Source organism: Corynebacterium sp. UMB0012 (assembly GCF_030216265.1).
Lineage (GTDB): Bacteria > Actinomycetota > Actinomycetes > Mycobacteriales > Mycobacteriaceae > Corynebacterium.
Genome location: NZ_JASOKQ010000003.1, coordinates 84,272 through 103,376, shown reverse-complemented (window position 1 = coordinate 103,376; position 19,105 = coordinate 84,272). Strand labels below are relative to the sequence as shown.

At 60.7% G+C, this 19,105-nt stretch carries 13 protein-coding genes; 2 read left to right on the top strand and 11 right to left on the bottom strand.

Translation table 11 applies throughout. From position 1 onward, the window contains the following. Window positions 1-62 precede the first annotated feature (62 nt). Window positions 63-1,934 (bottom strand): glutamine--fructose-6-phosphate transaminase (isomerizing), encoded by a 1,872-nt coding sequence (gene glmS, locus QP324_RS02570; protein ID WP_239278090.1) that lies wholly within the window; start codon window positions 1,932-1,934, stop codon window positions 63-65. A gap of 95 nt (window positions 1,935-2,029) precedes the next feature. Further along, complete coding sequence (locus tag QP324_RS02565) at window positions 2,030-4,834, bottom strand: FAD-binding and (Fe-S)-binding domain-containing protein (protein ID WP_284814301.1); 2,805 nt, start codon at window positions 4,832-4,834, stop codon at window positions 2,030-2,032. A 206-nt stretch (window positions 4,835-5,040) separates the two neighbouring features. On the opposite strand from QP324_RS02565, the gene QP324_RS02560 reads away from it, so the two are divergent. After that, window positions 5,041-5,874, top strand: a complete 834-nt coding sequence (locus tag QP324_RS02560) for a dienelactone hydrolase family protein (RefSeq protein ID WP_239278092.1) — start codon at window positions 5,041-5,043, stop codon at window positions 5,872-5,874. A gap of 264 nt (window positions 5,875-6,138) precedes the next feature. Here QP324_RS02560 and QP324_RS02555 read toward each other — a convergent pair whose 3' ends face one another. The 3 genes from QP324_RS02555 to glmM form a co-directional block, all read right to left on the bottom strand. Further along, entirely contained in the window at window positions 6,139-7,926 is a 1,788-nt protein-coding gene (locus QP324_RS02555) for a hypothetical protein (protein WP_284814298.1), read from the bottom strand. Further along, window positions 7,923-8,237 carry a hypothetical protein gene (locus QP324_RS02550; protein WP_284814297.1) on the bottom strand — a complete coding sequence of 105 codons (315 nt, stop codon included), beginning with the start codon at window positions 8,235-8,237 and terminating at the stop codon, window positions 7,923-7,925. Before QP324_RS02550 ends, QP324_RS02555 begins: the two co-directional genes overlap by 4 nt. A gap of 112 nt (window positions 8,238-8,349) precedes the next feature. Next, complete coding sequence (gene glmM, locus QP324_RS02545) at window positions 8,350-9,693, bottom strand: phosphoglucosamine mutase (protein ID WP_225745952.1); 1,344 nt, start codon at window positions 9,691-9,693, stop codon at window positions 8,350-8,352. Between the two features lie 182 nt (window positions 9,694-9,875). Between glmM and QP324_RS02540 the strand changes: the two genes are divergently transcribed. After that, window positions 9,876-11,795, top strand: a complete 1,920-nt coding sequence (locus tag QP324_RS02540) for a BCCT family transporter (RefSeq protein WP_284814295.1) — start codon at window positions 9,876-9,878, stop codon at window positions 11,793-11,795. Window positions 11,796-12,018: 223 nt separating this feature from the next. On the opposite strand, the gene rpsI is transcribed toward QP324_RS02540, so the two are convergent. The 6 genes from rpsI to eccCa form a co-directional block, all read right to left on the bottom strand. Continuing rightward, a complete protein-coding gene (gene rpsI, locus QP324_RS02535) occupies window positions 12,019-12,552 on the bottom strand; it encodes a 30S ribosomal protein S9 (RefSeq protein ID WP_204610198.1) in 534 nt (177 codons plus the stop codon). Further along, complete coding sequence (rplM, locus tag QP324_RS02530) at window positions 12,552-12,995, bottom strand: 50S ribosomal protein L13 (RefSeq protein ID WP_034668278.1); 444 nt, start codon at window positions 12,993-12,995, stop codon at window positions 12,552-12,554. The genes rpsI and rplM overlap by 1 nt, the downstream gene beginning before the upstream one ends. Window positions 12,996-13,351: 356 nt before the next feature. Next, window positions 13,352-13,639, bottom strand: coding sequence for a WXG100 family type VII secretion target (locus QP324_RS02525; RefSeq protein ID WP_005322746.1), 288 nt, complete (start codon window positions 13,637-13,639; stop codon window positions 13,352-13,354). Window positions 13,640-13,708: 69 nt separating this feature from the next. Further along, window positions 13,709-14,023, bottom strand: coding sequence for a WXG100 family type VII secretion target (locus tag QP324_RS02520; RefSeq protein WP_225745954.1), 315 nt, complete (start codon window positions 14,021-14,023; stop codon window positions 13,709-13,711). 141 nt (window positions 14,024-14,164) lie between these two features. Then, window positions 14,165-15,289: a type VII secretion-associated protein gene (locus tag QP324_RS02515; RefSeq protein ID WP_284814294.1), complete on the bottom strand. Its 1,125-nt coding sequence runs from the start codon at window positions 15,287-15,289 to the stop codon at window positions 14,165-14,167. After that, window positions 15,290-19,009, bottom strand: a complete 3,720-nt coding sequence (gene eccCa / locus QP324_RS02510; RefSeq protein WP_284814292.1) for a type VII secretion protein EccCa — start codon at window positions 19,007-19,009, stop codon at window positions 15,290-15,292. Between the last annotated feature and the right edge of the window lie 96 nt (window positions 19,010-19,105).

Below are 19,105 nucleotides of genomic sequence, written 5' to 3'. Positions count from 1 at the left end.
CTTCCCTTCCACGCAAGAAACGCGGCGGGCAAGGAGGCTTTGCTAGTGCCGTTTGGGGTGGATTACTCCACGGTCACGGACTTGGCCAGGTTACGCGGCTGGTCCACATCGTAGCCCTTGGACTTGGCTACATGGGCGGCAAAGATCTGCAGCGGCACGGTGGCCAGCAGCGGCTGCATGAGGGTCGGCGCCTTCGGGATGCGGATAACGTGGTTAGCGTAATCCTCGACGGCGGTATCGCCCTCTTCCGCAATCACGATGGTGATGGCACCGCGGGCGCGGATCTCCTGGATATTGGAAACGACCTTGGAGTGCAGGGAGTCGCGGCCGCGCGGAGACGGCACGATGACGAAGACCGGCTGGCCTTCCTCAATCAGTGCAATCGGGCCGTGCTTGAGCTCGCCGGCGGCAAAGCCCTCGGCGTGCAGGTAGGCGATCTCCTTGAGCTTGAGCGCGCCTTCAAGAGCTACAGGGAAGCCGACGTGGCGGCCCAGGAAGAGCACGGATTCCGCATCCTTCATGGAGTTGGCCAGGTTGGCCACCTGGTCCTCTTCGTCGATGACGTTTTGAACCTTGTCCGGCATGTGGCGCAGCTCAGCAAGAACGCTCTGGATTTCATCGGCGAACATGTTGCCGCGCAGCTGGGCCAGGTAGAGGCCGAGCAGGTAGGTGGCGGTGATCTGCGCCAAGAAGGCCTTGGTGGAGGCCACGGCGATTTCCGGACCGGCGTGGGTGTAGAGCGCGGCATCGGATTCGCGCGGAATGGACGATCCCTGGGTATTGCAGATGGCGATAACCTTGGCGCCCTGCTGGCGGGCGTGGCGCACGGCCATCAGGGTATCCATGGTCTCGCCAGACTGGGACAGTGCGACAACCAAGGTCTTTTCGTTCACGATTGGATCGCGGTAGCGGAACTCGTGGGCGAGCTCGACCTCGGTAGGAATGCGGCACCAGTGCTCGATGGCATAACGTGCCACGTGGCCGGCGTAGGCGGCGGTACCGCAAGCGATGACGATGATCTTGTCGATGGACTTCAAAACGGTCTCATCGATGCGCAGATCATCGAGAGTCAGCTGGCCCTGTTCGTCGAAGCGGCCGAGCAGGGTATCGCGCACAGCGGCGGGCTGGTCGTGGATTTCCTTTTCCATGAAGGAATCGAAGCCACCCTTTTCGGCAGCGGCAGCATCCCACTTGATTTCAAAAGGCTTACCCTGTGCGGGGTTGCCCTCATAGTCAGTGATTTCTAACTCATCGGCGGTGATGGTCACGACCTGGTCGTTGTCCATCTCCACGGCGGACTTGGTGTAATCGATGAAGCCGGATACGTCGGAGCCGAGGAAGTTCTCGCCCTCGCCTAGGCCGATAACCAGCGGCGAGTCACGGCGAGCGGCAACGATGCGATCGGCCTGCTCGGCGTGGATGGCCAGCAGGGTGAATGCGCCCTCCAGGCGGGAGCAGGTCAGCTGCATTGCCTTGGTGAGGTCACCAGCGGCCTCGTTGTGGAAGACATCGCCCAGCAACGTAGCGGCAACTTCAGTGTCGGTCTCGGAAACGAAGTTGTAACCCTTGTCCAAAAGCTCGGACTTGAGCTCGGCAAAGTTCTCAATGATGCCGTTGTGCACCACGGCCAGCTTGCCGCCATCGACCACGTGCGGGTGCGCATTCAGGTCGGTGGGGCCACCATGGGTAGCCCAGCGGGTATGGCCAATGCCCAGCACGGAGTCTGGCAATGGGCGGGCCTCAATCTCAGCATCCAGCGCAGCGACCTTACCGGCCTTCTTGCGCCAGCTGATGTCCCCATCGGCGTACATTGCTACGCCAGCGGAGTCATAGCCGCGGTATTCCAAACGGCGCAGCCCTTCCAGAACTACGTCGAGGGCGAAGTAATCACGGTCACCACCAGCGTGACCAATATATCCAACAATTCCACACATGGTTGCTGATTTTACAGCACGTGAAAGAAACCTCTAGGCGGGCGGGGCGTCGGCAAGCGGGGCCTAGCGCCCCACCCGCTAATGCGCTGGGAAAACTAGCGCGTCGCCTGCTCCAAAAGTTCCAGAATGTGGTGATAATCCTCGCCGGTAGCACGGGTCAGGCCGAGCTCGCAGGTGCGGTTGGTCGAGGCATGATACTGCGCCCCGATTTCCTTGACTTGTGCTGCCTCGGCGCGCGTTGCGGCGTCGGTTAGCTCTGGGTGCAGCATGCCGCGATCGCCGGCATAGCCACAGCAATTCCAGTCAGTGGGAATGTGTACCTCGGTCGCGGCGGCGCGGGCTACCTTCTCCACGTCTTCCATCATGCCCAGCTGGAAGGCAGAGCAGGTGGGGTGCACGGTCACGGAGTCCGCCGGGTTCTTGACCTCAAGCTGCGGTAGGAGGGTATCGGCCGTAAAGCTAATGGCGTCGATGACGGTAATGCCCACGGACTCCAGCATGTCCTTAAAGCCGGCGGTACAGCTGCTGGCGTCCACGATGACCGGCAGGCGCGCACCATCGGTGGCCTCCATGACGATATCGCGCACGCGCTGTTCCATTGCATCGTGGCCGGCCTGCATGCCCTTAGAAGCCCACGGCGTGCCACAGCAGAGCTTGTCGATGCCCTCCGGAACCTCCAGCGCTACCCCGGCGCGCTCCAAGAGAGCCACGAAGGAATCGGTAGTGCCCTTGCCACCGCCCTGCGGGCCAAACATGGTGTTCACGCAGGCCGGCAGGTAAATGCCGGTGGTCTGAGCGTAGCGGTCTCCCACGCGCCCGGCCAAGCGGCCGCGGGACTTGCCGCCCTCGCCCAGCTCCGGCTGGTACTGCGGCAGATTATCGGTGCCGATGAGGTTGCGGCCCACGTCGGTGACCTTCTTGACCAGCTCGGTGGGCAGCAGGTGCGCGCCGGTCAGCGCCAGCCCGGCGCCTTGGCTAACCACCTGCCAGTTCTTGGCGGCAGCGCCCCACAGCTTCTGCTGCGCTGGTTGGGCCTCCTCGCGGCGCAGGCGCTTGATGAACTTGCCGGTATCGATACCTACCGGGCAGGCGGTGCGGCACATGGAATCCACCGCGCAGGTCTCAATGCCCATGTATTCATAGGTCTCATCCAGCTCGGCTACGAGCTGGCTATCGCCGGCTTCTTCCGCACGCTTGCGGGCGCGGCGCACGACGATGCGCTGGCGCGGGGTCAGCGTGAGATCGCGCGACGGGCAGACCGGCTCGCAGTAGCCGCACTCCACGCAGCGGTCCACTTCCTCTTCCACGGTGGGGTTGAGCTTGATGTTTTTAATGTGCGCGTCGGGGTCATCGTCCAAGATGACGCCCGGGTTCATCGTATTGGTGGGATCGCAGGCTCGCTTGAGTTCCTGCATGACCGCGTAGAGCTCGTCGCCGTACTGGCGGCGCACATACGGCGCCATGGCGCGGCCGGTGCCGTGCTCGGCCTTGAGGTTGCCCTCGGCCGAGAGAACCAAGTCCACCATGCCCTCGTTGAAGTCGTTATACCGACCGATAGCGTCATCGCCTTCAAAGCGGTCCGTGAGCAGGAAGTGGATATTGCCGTCCTTGGCGTGGCCGAAGATAACAGCATCGTCATAGCCATACCGAGCAAAGAGTTCCTGCAGGGAAGAACAGGTATCAGCCAGGTCCCCCACGGGCACGACGATATCTTCCAACAGCGCAGTAGTACCGGACGGGCGCGCCTCAGCTACCTGGGCATACAGTCCCTTGCGGAAGCTCCATGCGGTATTGCGCGAAGCGGCATCGGCCGAGAAGGCGGCTGGCGATTGCAGCGGCAGCTCGCGCAGGAGCTGCGAGCCCTTGCCTTCTTTCTCCCGCAGTTCTTCTTCTGCATCCGCGTGGTACTCAATGAGCAGTGCGGCCTGCTTGTCCACATCGAAACCGGTGATGGCCTGCGGAACCTTATCAAAGCCTTGGCCGACACGAATCGAGGCAGAATCCATCAGCTCCAGGGTGGCCGCTCCGGTATCCAGGAGGGCCGGCAGGGACTTGGTGGCGGCGGTGAGGTCATCAAAGACAGCCACCGTTGTGGTGGTCAGCTTGGAAATGGGCACGGTGCGGAATACCGCCTCAGCGATGAAGGCCAGGGTTCCCTCCGAGCCGATGAGCAGGTGCTCAAAGAGCTTGACCGGGCTATCAAAATCCAGGAAGGAATTGAGGCCATAGCCCATCGTGTTTTTCAGCTGGAAGTGGCGGCGGATAATATCCACGGACTCCTGGTTATCGCGCACGCGGCGCTGCAGGCGGGTCAGCGTTTCCACCAGCTCCGGTTCCTGCTGTTGGAACTGCCGGTCTGCATCCGCATCGGCGGTATTGATCACCGTGCCGGTAGGCAGCACAAACGTTAGCGATTCCAGAGTGTTATACGTATTGAGCTCGGTACCGCAGGCCATACCGGAGGAGTTATTGGCCACCACGCCACCGATGGTGCAGGCAGATTCACTGGCCGGATCCGGGCCAAGCTTGCGATTGCGCAGGCCCAGGCGGGCGTTGACCTGGCGCACCGTCGCGCCGGGCTGGACGCGCACGCGCTTGCCCTCATCCAATACCTCGATGCCGCGGAAGTGCTTGCGCACATCCACCAGGTAGCCATCGCCAGAGGCCTGGCCGGCAAGGGAGGTACCGCCGGAGCGCAGGGTGACCGGAACATTCTGCTGCCGGCCCGCGCGGAAGATGGCGGCCACGTGCTCAGCCGAGCGGGCCTCAATGACTGCCTTGGGGGTGTACAGGTAGTGCGAGGCATCGGAGGCATGCGCCACGCGGTCAATGACCTCGGTCTTTACCTCCATCCCATAACGAGTAGAAAGTTCTTCCACATCAACGACGCCGGTAGTCATGTACCGCAGCCCGCCTTCCCAAAAATAAAAAGAGTATGTAGTTGCCCACACATTGCACTCCCCTACACACAGGCGCGCAAGTTAGGAGGGGCTTAGGAAAGCCTTTCCACCACACCCGTGGCTCGGCGGGATACTGCGCAGACATTTCTCAGATAAACCCACACCCTTTCCCGCCTAGCGGGTGATCTTCCTCTATCCTGGAATGCGTGTCTGCGAATTTGAACAAACATCTAGCAACGTTGTCGAAGCGTGGTCGCAACCGAGTTTTGGTTGGCGACCTTGACTATGCCGGAATCACCGGCAAGGTTTATACCCCCGCGGAGGGCCAAAGCCTGCCCGCCGTGGCCTTTGGCCATGACTGGATGCACAAGATTAAGGATTACCACGCCACCCTTCGCCACCTGGCTAGCTGGGGCATCGTCGTGGTAGCCCCCGATTCCGAGACCGGCCCCTTCCCCAACCACCGCAACCTAGCCGCGGATATGGAATCCGCGCTGCAGATTGCCGCCGGGGTAAAGCTTGGCGCTGGCAACATTACGGTCTCCCCAGGCAAGCTCGGCATGATTGGCCACGGCATGGGCGGTGGTACGGCCGTGCTTGGCGCCTTGGATAACCAGAAGGTCGCCGCCGTCGCCGCCATTTACCCTTCCGTCACCGCGCCGTCTGCGGTGCAGGCGGCCCGCCGCATTACTAGCCCGGGCTTGGTCATTGGCGCCGGCCAGGAAGATATTTTCAATGCCGGCAACCCCGCCAAGCTGGCCCATAACTGGAATGGCCCAGTCTGCTTCCGCGCCATCGACAAGGGCAGCCACGCCGGCTTTACCGAAGATCGCCTGCGCAAGCTGGCCATCGGCACCGCCGCTTTCCAGTCCGGCCCCACCGAAATCGCCCGCGGCTTGGTCACCGGCTTCCTGCTGGCCACCCTAAACGGCGATTCCACCTATGACGCCTTTGCGGATCCAGAGGCAAGCGCCAAGAAGGTCCAAAGCCTCGTAGGCGAAGACCTGGCCGAGCGCGCCGGCGTGACCCGCGACGCCTAAGGTATTAACCCCGCCGCAGCACAGATTGCACCTGCCCCGACGCGTTCCTTGAGCGCGCCGGGGCAGCGCCATATCTGGGCCTTGGCACCGTCGCCGCTTGCCGACGCCCCACCTGCCCCTTCTCCCTTCGCGCCTCCTGCATGGCTTTATCCGCGGACCTTTCTAGCTCGTCTTGCGCTTTCGCTAGCGTTTTTTCAAATTCCAGCAAGCGTTTAGCCGTCCTTTCCCGAAAGCCCTGCGCAAATTCTGCGAAGTCGTTATTCATTACCACTGACCTGCCTTTCGTGCCTTAATGGTTGGTTCTTCTGGCGCGGGTGCCGCCTCCTGCTGCGGTGCCGGCTGTGGTGCCGGTGCCGATGCGGGTGCTGGCGCTTCTTCTGGAGCCGCCTGCGGTGCTGGCGCTGGCGCTGGTGCTGGTGCTGGTTCAGGAGCTGAGGCTGGTGGCGATGCTGGCGCCTCCGCTGGACCGGCCGCTTGGAGGTGTGCCACCTTCTCTGGTGGCGGCGTTGGCTCCTCTACCTGAGACAGCTCAGGAGGCGGCGCCATTACACCATCATCGCCTGTTGGCTCCGGTTCGGGCTCGGGCTTAGGTTCCGCGCAGGGATCTGGTTCTGGCTCTGGCTCAGGCTCAGGGCCGGGGTCCGGTTCCGGCTCTTGCACCGGACAATCCGCCTCGGACATGTGCTCCAGACACTGCGCGGCACCTTCCACAATGAGGCCCACGCCTACTAAAGCGATTCCGGCCCCTACCAGGCCGAGGCTGCCACTGCAGGAAGATTCAATTCCACAGCCTTCTGAGCTGGTTTGGGTCGTTTCCACACAATCTTCGGTACTTTCAGCGGTACTTTCCGGGCAGAGCGTTTCCTCGCCTGCGCCCGATTCAGCAGCGGGATCCGCATCCGTGTCTGGCTTAGGTTTCGGCTCTGGCTGAGGCTCAGGTTCCGGGCACGGTTCTTCTACTTGCTGTGGCTGTTCTGGCGGCTCCTGCGGCGGAATGATCTCCGCCTGTGCCGGCCTGGTGATCTCTACGTCGCGCTGGGACTGCGATGGACGCTCAGTTAATGATTGTTCGGTGCACTCTTGGCAATGGCAGCCGAGACCGTGTTCGGCAGTGGTCTCCGTGTGCACTTCCGTCTTGGCTGCAGGCTCGGGCTCGGGGCATTCCTTTGGCGGGACGGATGGTGGCGAAGAAGGCATCGGCTGTGGCGGCGTGGAAGTCGTCTGGCTCGATTCTTGCTTTGAGTCAGGCTCCGGCATGGGTTTGGGCTCCGGTGGACACTCCACCTGGGCCGGCTCGGTGGGCTGCGACGGCGGAGGTGGGCATTCTTCCTTCGGCATCGGCTTAGTGGGAGTAGGAGTCTCCGGGCATTGCTCTACCGGTGCGGGGCAGGCATCATTTGTAGGTTTAGCCGGCGTCGGGCATTCTTCTGGCAACGGGCGCTCACAGACGCACTCGCAGCGCGATTCAAACTCGTTATAGCAGGACTCAATCGCATCATCGCGGTCGCGGCAGGTGCTAGCGATATTGTGATTCGTCTCTTCGATAACGCGCCCGCCAATGGTGGAAAGAATCGGGATAATAAACCTGGCCAGCGGGTGCTTGGTGGCCACCATGGACAAGATATTCAGCAGTGGGATGACCGCAGAGATGAGCTCGGTTAGGGCGGTGTCGGAGACATCGACGACGTCGGCAATAGCGCCCGAGCACTGCTCCGCCGAACTGGTGAGATGAGCGGCATCCTGGCGGTCAATGTCGAAGTCTTCCTGCACGCCGCACAGGTGCTCGCGCATGGCGCCTTGAGCAACCTCGGAATCATCTTGCCGCAAATAGCCCGCTAGTCCAGCCCCGCCTCCCTTCGGGCGGTTACCGCCTACCGCCGCAACGGTGTTTTTCACCAGGTTTTCGGGCGCAATACCGTCCACCGCACCGACTAGCTCCCCCAGCAGGTTCATCGGCATGCTGGGGCCCGGGTAGTTTCCCAAGCATGCGAATTGGAATTGGGAAATCGCGTTGGAATAGTCCCCCAGCAAGGATTTTGTCAGCGTACTCACTTGCTGTCCGCCTCCCCGCCGCGCGCAAAGGAGCTGCCGAAAGACTCATCACAATCGGCAAAGGCGCGCACCTGTTCATGGGCGGCGTGGGCGGTGGCGGATAAATTATCCAACCTCTGCCCGCCGCGCTCATGGATGCGCGCCAAGACATCACGAATGCGCTCACCGTGGCCGCCAAAGTTGCGTCCAGCCGCGGCCACCGGAAAATCCGGCACCTCAGCCCGGTGAGCATCGCGTTGTTCGTCGTTATCGACTACGACCTGCCGTAGTGCGGACATCGCCTCCAAGGGGCGAAGAAAAACCTCAGACACTGGTGTATTCCCCCAAATCCATATGCGGTAAAAGTTCTCACCTTCATTGGACTGGGGATTGCACCAAATGGTTCCCTAGGATGCCAAAATTCTTCCGCACCCGGCGGGTGCGCTAGACCGAGGAAACGATGGCGGAAAGCCTCCCGGCAACCTTGCGTGCCTGCTCCTTATCGGCGGCCTCCACCATGACGCGGAAAACCTCCTCAGTGCCGGAGGGGCGCAGCAGGACGCGGCCGGTTTCGCCGAGTTCTTCCTCAGCCTGGGCAATGGCTTCTTGTACTTCGGGGGCGTCCATGATGACACCCTTATCAGAAACCGGCACGTTAATGAGCACCTGCGGCAGCACGGTCATCACCGATGCCAATTCCTTCAGGGACTTTCCGGACTTGGCCATGCGCGCCATGATGGACAGGCCAGTAAGCGTGCCGTCGCCAGTCGTGCAATCATCTGGCAACACCACGTGGCCAGACTGCTCGCCGCCCAAGGAGAAATCGCCGCGGTTGAGCTCTTCCAGTACGTAGCGGTCACCTACTGCGGTGTGGCGCACCTCGATGCCTTGTTCCTGCATGGCTAGCTTCAGGCCTAGGTTAGACATGACGGTTGCTACCAGAGTGTTATAGCGCAGGTCATTATCCTCCTTCATACCTACGGCCAGCAGTGCCATAATCTGGTCACCGTCGACAACATTGCCCTCGGCGTCCACAGCCAGGCAACGGTCGGCGTCGCCATCGTGTGCCAAGCCCAGATCGGCGCCATGCTCGACGACGGCCGCCTGTGCCTTTTCAATGTGCGTCGAACCGCAGTCCTCATTGATATTAAAGGCATTCGGCTTGTTGTGGATAGCAATAACTTCTGCACCAGCCGCCTCATAAGCGATCGGAGCAACCTTGGAAGCCGCACCATTGGCGGTGTCTACGACCACCTTGATGCCGCTGAGGTCGGTGGAGACCACTTCCTTCAAGTGGTTGAGGTAGCGCTCGCGCCCATCCGGGGCCTCCGAGATGATGCGGCCCAGCTTGGTGCCGGTCGGGCCATCCTCGGTGAGGTTTTCCATCGTGGCCTGAATCTGATCTTCTACCTCGTCCGGCAGCTTCTTACCGCCTGCGGAGAAGAACTTGATGCCGTTGTCTGGCATCGGATTATGGGAGGCGGAAATCATCACGCCCAAATCCGCACCGTAGTCATCCGTCAGGTAGGCAATCGCCGGCGTCGGCAGCACGCCCACGCGCACCACGTCCACGCCGCGGGAAGCCAGACCGGACGCAATCGCCGCATCCAGCATCTCGCCAGAAACACGCGGGTCGCGGCCGATAATTGCCAGCGGCTGGCGCTCGTAGGATTCACGCTTGGCGGTAAATACCTCCGCAGCGGCCTGGCCTAGTTGCAAGGCCAGAATCGGGGTCAGCTTCTTGTTCGCGAGGCCGCGAACGCCATCGGTTCCAAAAAGTCGAGTCATGCAGTCAATTATGCACCGCACACCCCACCCGTTGCATGTTAGGGCGAGATTAGACAGGTTTAGCCCCAACCAATCCTTCATTGCTATCCCCGATACGCTAAATAAAATGTTCCATTTCGGATGAAGTATGCAACCATCTAATACGTGACATCTCACTCTTTCCCTTTAGAGAGGAACTTCTCATGACGAGATCTCGCTCAATAAGTGACCACTCCTCTGAACCTCCTTCGAGGAAGGCACGAACGGCTATAACCAAGGCGGCTTCCGGCGAGCGCTCTATCCATCCTGCGCTCATCCCCGGAGTCAGCGTCGAAAATACTCGTGCCGATTTCAAGACAAACAAAACTGTCTTTGCAGTGGCGCTTGCCGCGACCATCGCGATCATCGTGTGGGCAATCGTGGCACCAGACAACTTGGCCAACACGGGCACCAACCTGCAGGCGTGGGTGGTGCAAAACTTCGGTTGGCTTTTCACGATTATCATGATCGCAGCTACGATTTTTCTGCTGTCCATTGCGATCGCCCCTACAGGAAAGATCAAATTAGGTGCCGATGACTCGGAACCTGATTTCTCCCGTTCCTCGTGGATTGCAATGCTATTTGCCGCAGGCTTGGGGATCGGACTGGTCTTTTACGGCCCAATGGAACCGCTATCCCATTTCTTGACCCCACCGCCGTATCTTTCGGATGTGGAACCAGCCAGCGAGGAGGCAGTTCTGCCTGCCTTCTCGCAAGCTATTCTCCACCAAGCTACGCTGCCGTGGATGGTGTATGCGCTGGTCGGCGGATCCCTCGCTTATGCTGCCTACCGCCGCGGCCGTCTGCCGCTCATTTCCTCCCTTTTCGAGCCCATCGCAACCAACTCCAATAACCGTGTCATAGGAAAAATCGTCGACATCTTTTCTGTCCTGGTCACGCTTTTTGGTACCGCGACCTCACTAGGCATTGGCGCGCTACAGATCCGTACTGGAACATCGATTGTCACCGGAAAGCCTCTGGAAGGCGACGGAATAATGGTTGCGATCATTTCCATACTCACCGTCATCTTCATCATTTCGGCGATGTCCGGTATCAAACGAGGCATTCGCATTTTGTCGAATATCAACATGGGCCTCGTTGTTGGCTTGGGACTATTCGTTCTAATTACGGGACCAACGATGTATATCCTCGATCTGATTCCAGCGTCACTGTTGCAGTTTTTCAACAACTTCGCGGACATGATGTCCGTTGCGCCCTCGCAAGGTGAGACCGAAAAAGAATTTGTTACCGCTTGGACGATGCTCTACTGGGCATGGTGGATTTCTTGGTCGCCCTTCGTCGGTATGTTCATTGCGAAAATTTCGCGCGGCCGGTCTATCCGCGAATTTGTACTGGTCATCATGCTCGTACCAACATCGCTGTCTCTGCTCTGGTACGTAATTTTTGGTGCCACCGCTATCAAGACTCACCTCGACGGACACGGCATCGAAATCAAGGATTCCGGTGAAAACGTCATGTTCGACGTCGTGAGAACGCTGCCGCTTTCTAGCATCAGTACCATCGCCGTACTCGTAGCAGTGATCGTTTTCTTTAATACTGCTGCGGATTCTGCCACCAATGTCATGGGTTCGATGTCCCAATCAGGCCGCCCAGTTCCTTCGACTCCAATTTCCATCATCTGGGGAGCTGCACTGGGTGGGATCTCCTTGGCTCTACTTCTCATCGCCGGCCAAGACGCATTGAGCGGACTGCAAGCAATCATGGTGTCGTGCTCGTTGCCTTTCGCCTTTATCCTCATCGGAATTATGGTTTCCTGGGGCAAAGACCTAGCACGAGATCCGCTCATTCTGCGCCGCAACTACGCTACCGCCGCCATTGCCCGCGGTGTCCAGTACGGACTGCAAGAGCACAACGGTGACTTCATCTTTGGCTCCTCTGCAGTTCCAGAAAGCCAGGGCGCTGGTGCAAAGATTGAAAGCGATGACCCATATCTGCACGAGTGGTATACCGAATCTGCTACTGATGAATACCTTGCAGACCAAGCGACGCTGCGTGAACAGCAGCGAGAGGAGCTCGAAGCCTTCGAGGAAAAGCACAAGAAGGATTCGCAGCAAGATAGTTAGCCTTAGCAGCTATTTTTGCAGCCGATTAGGCCCGCCTCAACGCCCTGACTTTCTCGAGTATTCGTGAGCGGCAGGCGGGCTTTAGCGTAACTACTCCACCCTTGTTATTGGGGGAGAAAGAAAGTGCCCCCACTCTTCACAGACAGGTAAAACGACGAAAGCCGCCGCCTCCCAAAGGAAGCAGCGGCTTTGCGTAGCGCTTGCGCGCGCAGTAGAAGCGAGATTAACGCTTGGAGTACTGCGGTGCGCGACGTGCCTTGTGCAGACCAGCCTTCTTACGCTCAACTGCACGAGCATCTCGGGTGAGCAGACCAGCCTTCTTGAGGGCGGTGCGGTCAGCCGGGTTGTAGATGTTCAGTGCACGAGCGATAGCCAGACGCAGAGCGCCAGCCTGACCGGTTGGGCCGCCGCCGTTAACGGTGACCTTGAGGTCGAACTGGTTCTCGCGCTCCAGGAGGGTCAGCGGAGTGAGGATATCCTGCTGGTGCAGCTTGTTCGGGAAGTACTCGCCGAACTCGCGGCCGTTAACCACGATCTGGCCGGAGCCAGCAACGAGGCGAACACGGGCGACGGCGCGCTTACGGCGACCGACGGTCTGGATCGGGCCCTCGTGTACCGGAGCGGCAGCCTCGACCTCTTCGGTCTCGGCCGGTGCGATGGAATCACCGATGGTGTTGGTGAACTCTTCGGTAGCGGCGCTTGCTGCAGCGATGTCAGCAGCGTCGGCTACGTTGTTGTCGATGTTCTGCTCAGACATTACTGTGCCACCTGCTTAAACTCGAAGGTTTCCGGCTTCTGGCCGGCGTACGGGTGCTCTTCGCCTGCGAAGACGTGCAGCTTCTTGATGGAAGCGCGGGAGAGCTTGTTGTGCGGCATCATGCCGGCAACGGATTCTTCGATAACGCGAACCGGGTTGGCGTCCAAAGACTGACCCAGGGTCATGGACTTCAGGCCGCCCGGGTAACCGGAGTGACGGTAGCGCATCTCGCGGCCGCGCTTGGTGGAAGAAACGTGGATCTTGTCAGCGTTGATAATGATGACGTGGTCACCAGCGTCAACGTTCGGTGCGAACTGTGGCTTGTGCTTGCCGCGCAGCAGGTCTGCAACGGTGGAAGCGAGCTTGCCCAGCACCACATCAGTAGCGTCGATGACGTACCACTTGCGGGTGATGTCACCGCTCTTTGGGTGGAAAGTAGACAATTTGACTCCTTGAAAGTCTGTCTCGGAACTGCCGGCCAGCGCTAAGCATCCATTCACTCCCGTACAGCGGCCGGTGGAGACCTGCAGGGAGCGCTTCGCCAGCTGCTTGCCGACGAGCGAACACATAGGTTTCCTACCCTACTTGCTCACCTGCCCAAAGACCAAAACACCGAAGCCGGCACCTTCCGCGGCTCAAACGGGAGGTGCCGGCTCGTAGGTACGGACTAGAAAAGGAATAGCCACGCTGGTTTCTTGGCCAGGGCTGCGGCTGCGTCCGCCTCCTGCCACGCGGGTGTGGTCAGTGGCACCGCAGCCCCGACGGGAACAGCGTGGAACCGTGCAAACAGGGTGTGGATTTAACCCCAGCTTGCGGCAGCGCGACGGTTGACGTCGCTCATTGCATCATTGCCCTGCGAGACGGTCTTGGAGATGGTGGCGAGCACGGTGTTGAGTTCCTGGGACGCCTTGTCCCACTTGGCCTGCGCTTGGTTATAAGCCACGGCGGACTCGCCTTCCCAAGTGCTCACCATGGGCTGAAGGCGCGCCTTCAGGTCTGCCAGGGTGCTGTTGATGCGACCAGAGGTGGCGTTGATATCGGCTGCGGCGGAAGAAATGGCACCGAATTCGTACTTGATCTCGGACATGTGGTGATGGATTCCCTTCTGTGAATCTATAGCTTTTGGGCTGCGGAGTAGTGAAGTGTGCGGTGCGGTTTAGAGGGCGAGCCCGCCGCCCACGTTGGAGAAGGCCTGGGTGTTTTCTGCTTCCACGTTGTCGAAATTGTGGGCATTGCTGCGGATATTGTCAGAGATAGAAGCCAAGGCCTCGCGCAGCTGCTGCGCAGAGGTGTTGTAGCGCTGCATCAGGTCATCGAAGGAGACCTGCGCCTGGCCGGCCCAGCTGCCGCGGACGGAGTCGACGACGCCCTGCAGGCGGGTGAGCTCACCCTGGACTTCATCGTTGGTGTTATCGACTTTGCCGGCGGTGGCAATCATGACATCGGCTTGTGTCTTGAAAGTCTGAGACATAAGAGTGCGCCCCTCCTTAGGGCGGATGAGATTGTGTGTATTTCCCCCGAAAAAGCAGCTGTGCTTCGCATCTGTGCTTTCTCACCTTTATTGGACTGAACTTTCCGCCAAACGGTTCCCGGCTAGGCAAAGTTTTTAAGACTATTTTTTGACTAGGCTTTCCGTGGCCATACGGCAAGCCGCTTTTTGAACGGCGTTGGAGTTATGCCGGGTATGGCACCCCACGGACATCTGGTGCCCACGGTCTTCCCAGGTAGTCCATTCCACCAAGGAGCCGTCCCCAGGGTCTTCGGTATAGGTCAGTCGCCCGGCCTCATCGGTGGCATCGCGAAGCGCCGGATCTTCGTCAACCTGCGCGTGAATTTCTTTAAACAGGGCATCCGCCGGCACGTTAAACATCTCATCCGCCGCCAGCAGGATGCGTAGGTTTGGGTCTTCCCCGGTGGCGGTGACCAGGCCATCTTCTATTTTGGTGTGGAACCCACTGGGGACGACTACGGACATTCCCTCCACATCTAAGCGCTTTTCGCCTGGGCTCAATCCGTCACTGCCGGAATCTGACGCGCCCGGAATTCCCGGTTGTGGCGAGGCCGGCGCGGACTCCGTTGCGCCCTCGCGGCTTGGCGCGGCAGCGCGGGGTTGCGGGCGCGCGGTATCCGAAGCGGTATCGCCATCGCCTGAAGCTTGGGCACCGATAGCCCACCAAGAAGCTCCGGCCACGGCGATGATGACCACGGCAATTGCCACATGAAAGATATCGATAGCTCCGAGCCAACCGCGCAGGCGGTCGGTCCAGCGTGGCGTTACCGGCTCGTCGTAGGCAGGCGCCTCCATCACCGTAGTGGGAGGCGCCGAATCCGTGGCTTCAGTAGCCGGGTGAGGGGGCGGACCGAGTGGGTCCGGGGCCACTAGCGGAGAGATGGTTGGTTCTGGATCGATGAGGCGCACCCCGGTGACTTCCAATTGCCGGCAAATGATGGTGGTAGCTTCCTGCGCAATTCCCGTGCCGGAAGAGTCTGCCACCACGCAGGCTTCCACGTCGGGCCAGGACGGTCCCGCCATCTTGGATATTTGATCCATGACTTGGCCTAAGGCCCAGCCTTCCACAACGCCAGTTCCCGGCAGGTCATAGCGGTAGACCGTTTCGGGGCCTTCAAAGATGGTGGCCGCATCTAGGATGGTGACGGTAATGGGGACGGCGGTGGTCTCCCCACCGGTGGGGATCGGGGTGTCGGTTGGCGTATGCGCGCTGAGATTGGTGGTCATTTACTTCTCTCCTTCTAGGTACACCGCTTGGGCGACGCCGAGGTTTTCACTGCGGATGCTCCACTGACCGCGGCCGGGTGGTTGGTGGCAGGGCTTGAGTCCGAAGATGGTTCCTTCGTCGCGGTCGGCGTCAAAAAGCAGCAGCGCCGGCTGCAGATCGCGAACCGCGGAAAAGAATTGGCCGAATAGGGCGCGGCCGATGCCGCCGGATTTGCGAGCGATAACAAGGTGCAGGCCAATGTCGCGGGCATGGGGAAGCAACTCCAATAGCGGCGAGACGGCAATATCGCTCAGCAGGTCCGCATCATCGATGACTAGGTAAATGTCTGGGCCCTGCCACCAATCTCGTGCGGCGAGCTGCGCTGGGGTAATGTCCGGGCCAGGCAGGCGAGATTCCAGGGTCCGGACTGTATCGACAATGGTCTCTTGCGCACTCGACTGCGTCGCGGCGTAGGCAGCAACCATGTTCTGGTCCAAGGTTCCCAGGTGGGCTCGGCGCTGGTCGATGACCACGAGTCTGGCGTCTTCCCGCGCAAAAGCGCTAATGCCGCGCATGATCTGCGCCAGGAAGGTGGACTTGCCGCAGCCCTGCGCGCCTATGGCCACTAGGTGCGGCTCACGAGACGGATTCCAGGTCAGCGTATCAAGGTCGCGCCCGCCGATGCCCCAGGCGATCTCGCCGGTGGGCACGCCTCCTTGAGCCGCGAGTGCGGACGGGGTAAGCACGGCGGGCAGCATCTTGAGCGGTGGAACTGGATCAGCCGCAGCATGCACGCGGCAGATGTGGGCGATGTCCTGGTTGGAGGTGCGAGCTAAGAGCATATTCTCACCCGCCAAGGTGAGCCCGCGGCCCGGCGCGCTGGGGAGCTTTTGCTGTAGTTTGCGGTCGATAAGCGAATCCAAGGCCTCACCAAGGCGCAGCTCGAGGCGGTTGGCAATGAGATCGCGGATAGCCGGGCGCATCGTGGTCCACCGCGAAGTGGCAATGATGACATGCACGTGGGCGGAGGCACCATCGGCGACGATCTCGGTGACCTTCTCCGCTATGTCTTCAAACTCGGCATTCGAGGTACCAATGTGGTGCCAGCCATCAATGACAAGGAAGGTTGCGCACCCTTCTGGGCGGCGGATAAACCCGGCTACTTCGTCGACGATGCGCCGTACCTTTTCGCCCTCCTCACGCCCGGCAACTCCGGCCACGTGGGGCAGTCGTTCTAGGGACGATAGCTGACCGCCGCCAAGATCAATGACGTAGAAGCGTGCCGCCTGCGGGTCATGCCGTAGAGCTAACGCAGAGACGATCGTGCGCAGCGCACTCGATTTACCGGACTGCGGGCCACCACACAGGGCCATGTGTCCGCCGTGCTGGGTGAAATCAATAATCAGCTCGTCCTGGCGTTGGTAATACGGCCTATCGATAATGCCGATGGGCGCACGCAGCGGCCCTTGGTCCGCTGTGGGCGAGACTGCACCCGCGTCATCTGCACCGGAAAGCCCTGGCAACGCGGATAGCTCAATAACCGGCGGTAGCGGCGGCAACCAAATGCGGTGCGCCGATTGATCGCGCAGGTTCGCCTCTTCTGCTGCGGCGCGCATGACCTCGGTAAGCACAGTGGTGGAGTCATCGAGTACCACCGCAGCGCTAGTATTGTCCTCTTCCTCGGACCAGCCATGAAAGAGCTGCACGCGGCCGCGGTTTGGGGCGGGGTGGTCCACGGAGACGTCGGCAAGCGCCCGGCGCGGCAGGGGCCCGGACACGTAGGAAGCTTGAAAGCGGGTCAAGGCCTCGGCATCGGATTTGAGGTAGCCCGCGCCGGGCTGGCCGGGCAGGTGGTAGGCATCGGTCACGCCCAAGACCTGGCGGGATTCCGCTGAGGAGAAGGTTTTCAGGCCGATTCGGTAGGACAAGTGGGAATCTAGCCCCCGCAAGCGGCCTTCTTCGAGCCTTTGGGAGGCCAAAAGCAGGTGTACGTGGAGACTGCGCCCCAAGCGGCCGACGGCGACGAAGAGTTCCGCAAAATCCGGGTGCTGACCCAAAAGCTCCGAGAACTCATCGACGACGATAACCAAGGCCGGCAAGGGCCCATGCTCACGCACGGCGGTAGCAGAAGCGTTGTACTCACTGACATTGGCAAAGTTTCCGGCGGTGCGCAGCAGCTCTTGGCGCCGGTTCATCTCGCCAGAGATGGCATCGTACATGCGCTCTACCAGAGTAGATTCCTCCTCCAGGTTGGTGATCACCGCGGAAGTATGCGGCAGGCGGTCGCAGCCTAAGAATGTCGCGCCGCCCTTGAAATCCACGAGCACGAGGTTAAGCTCGTCCGGACTATGGGTAGCCGCCAGCGCGGTGACAAGGGTGCGCAGCAGCTCGGATTTGCCGCTGCCGGTCGCACCAATGCACAGTCCGTGCGGGCCCATACCGCCGTGGGCCGATTCCTTGAGATCCACCGTGACGGGCTGGCCCGCCGTATCGATACCAATGGGCACCATGAGACGCGCCGACCCCTCCCGGCCATGCCACATGCCACTGGCCGCTAGCTCTTCCACATCGCGATAGCCCAGAAGGCCCATAAGGTCACTGCCGCGCCGGCCAGAAGTGCTATCGGGGCGGCGGTAGGAGGCCATACTGCGCGCAAGCAATGTCGCGCCGGCCGCACTCATTCCGTCGGGAGAACCAAGGTCTTCCACCCCTGCCGCGGTGACCACCTGCAGCTGCTCCCCTGCCACGAGGCTTAGGCCTTCGTGCTCAGCGCGTACCCCCAGCGCCGAAGACGGCGCCCCACCAACCTCAATGATGGTGGTATAGGAATCATCGTGGAAAAAGTCTTCGGTGCCCGTGGTCAGCGCGCCATCGACTATGAGGATACGAAAGCGCGCCTTTTCCGGTGTGCGCGCATGGGGCAGCCACTTCAGCCACTCCCACTGGCCGCCGATGGCCTCGATACCGCAGGTTTCCGGTCCATGCGCCAACGCCATCTGCAGCACCATTGCGCGCACCAAATCGCGGGAGGGATCTGCGGGCTCTTCGCCCCGAATCGACGCTATTCCGGACACGGACAAGAAGCGAAAGGCCTGCAGTTGGATAACCACCGGCATATCGGGAACGGTGCCCACCGCCTTAATGGTCTGGCGCATGCTTACCGCACACACCGGGTCCAGGTCTTCAGTGGCACCGGAATCCGGCACGTTGATGGGGGTGCACAACGTCGTTGGTCCAGTTCCCACGCGTACCTCGAGGGCGTCCGAGTCATCCGGGCCACGCTCCCACATGCGGCGCGAGCCGACTAGAGTGCTAAGTTCCACCGGTGCGGGGTGGCGATAACATTCATGTGCACGCTGCGCCGAAGCATTGCGCAGCGCCTTTTCCCGCAAGGCTTTGATGTGGCGCAGGTAGGTGCGCCGGGTTTCATCCGGATCCTGCCCGCTGTTATTGGGCCCAAACATCATGGCCATGCTCGCCAGCATCATCAATGGAAACATCAAGGCCATCGGGCTAATCTGCCGGGATTCCCCAGCGCCTAACACCATGAGGGCGACCATGCCGAGCATCGCCGCAATCATCACCACCGGAAGCAGCAGCCGCACCAGCGGCACCGGTTGCGGGCGCACCGCCTCCGGGACTTCCTCCGCCTCGATGCTGCCGGTGGGCAGTGGCGGCGCAGCATCCCGCAATGGCATGGTCAACGGCTCAATGACGCGGGTATCCCCGATCCCAAGCATGCCTAAATAACCTCCCCCGAGCCACGCGCCAAGCGCCCTTGGCCCCCTGCCAAGATTCCCCGCGCTGCGGTGGACACGTCGCCACTAGTAAGCCAC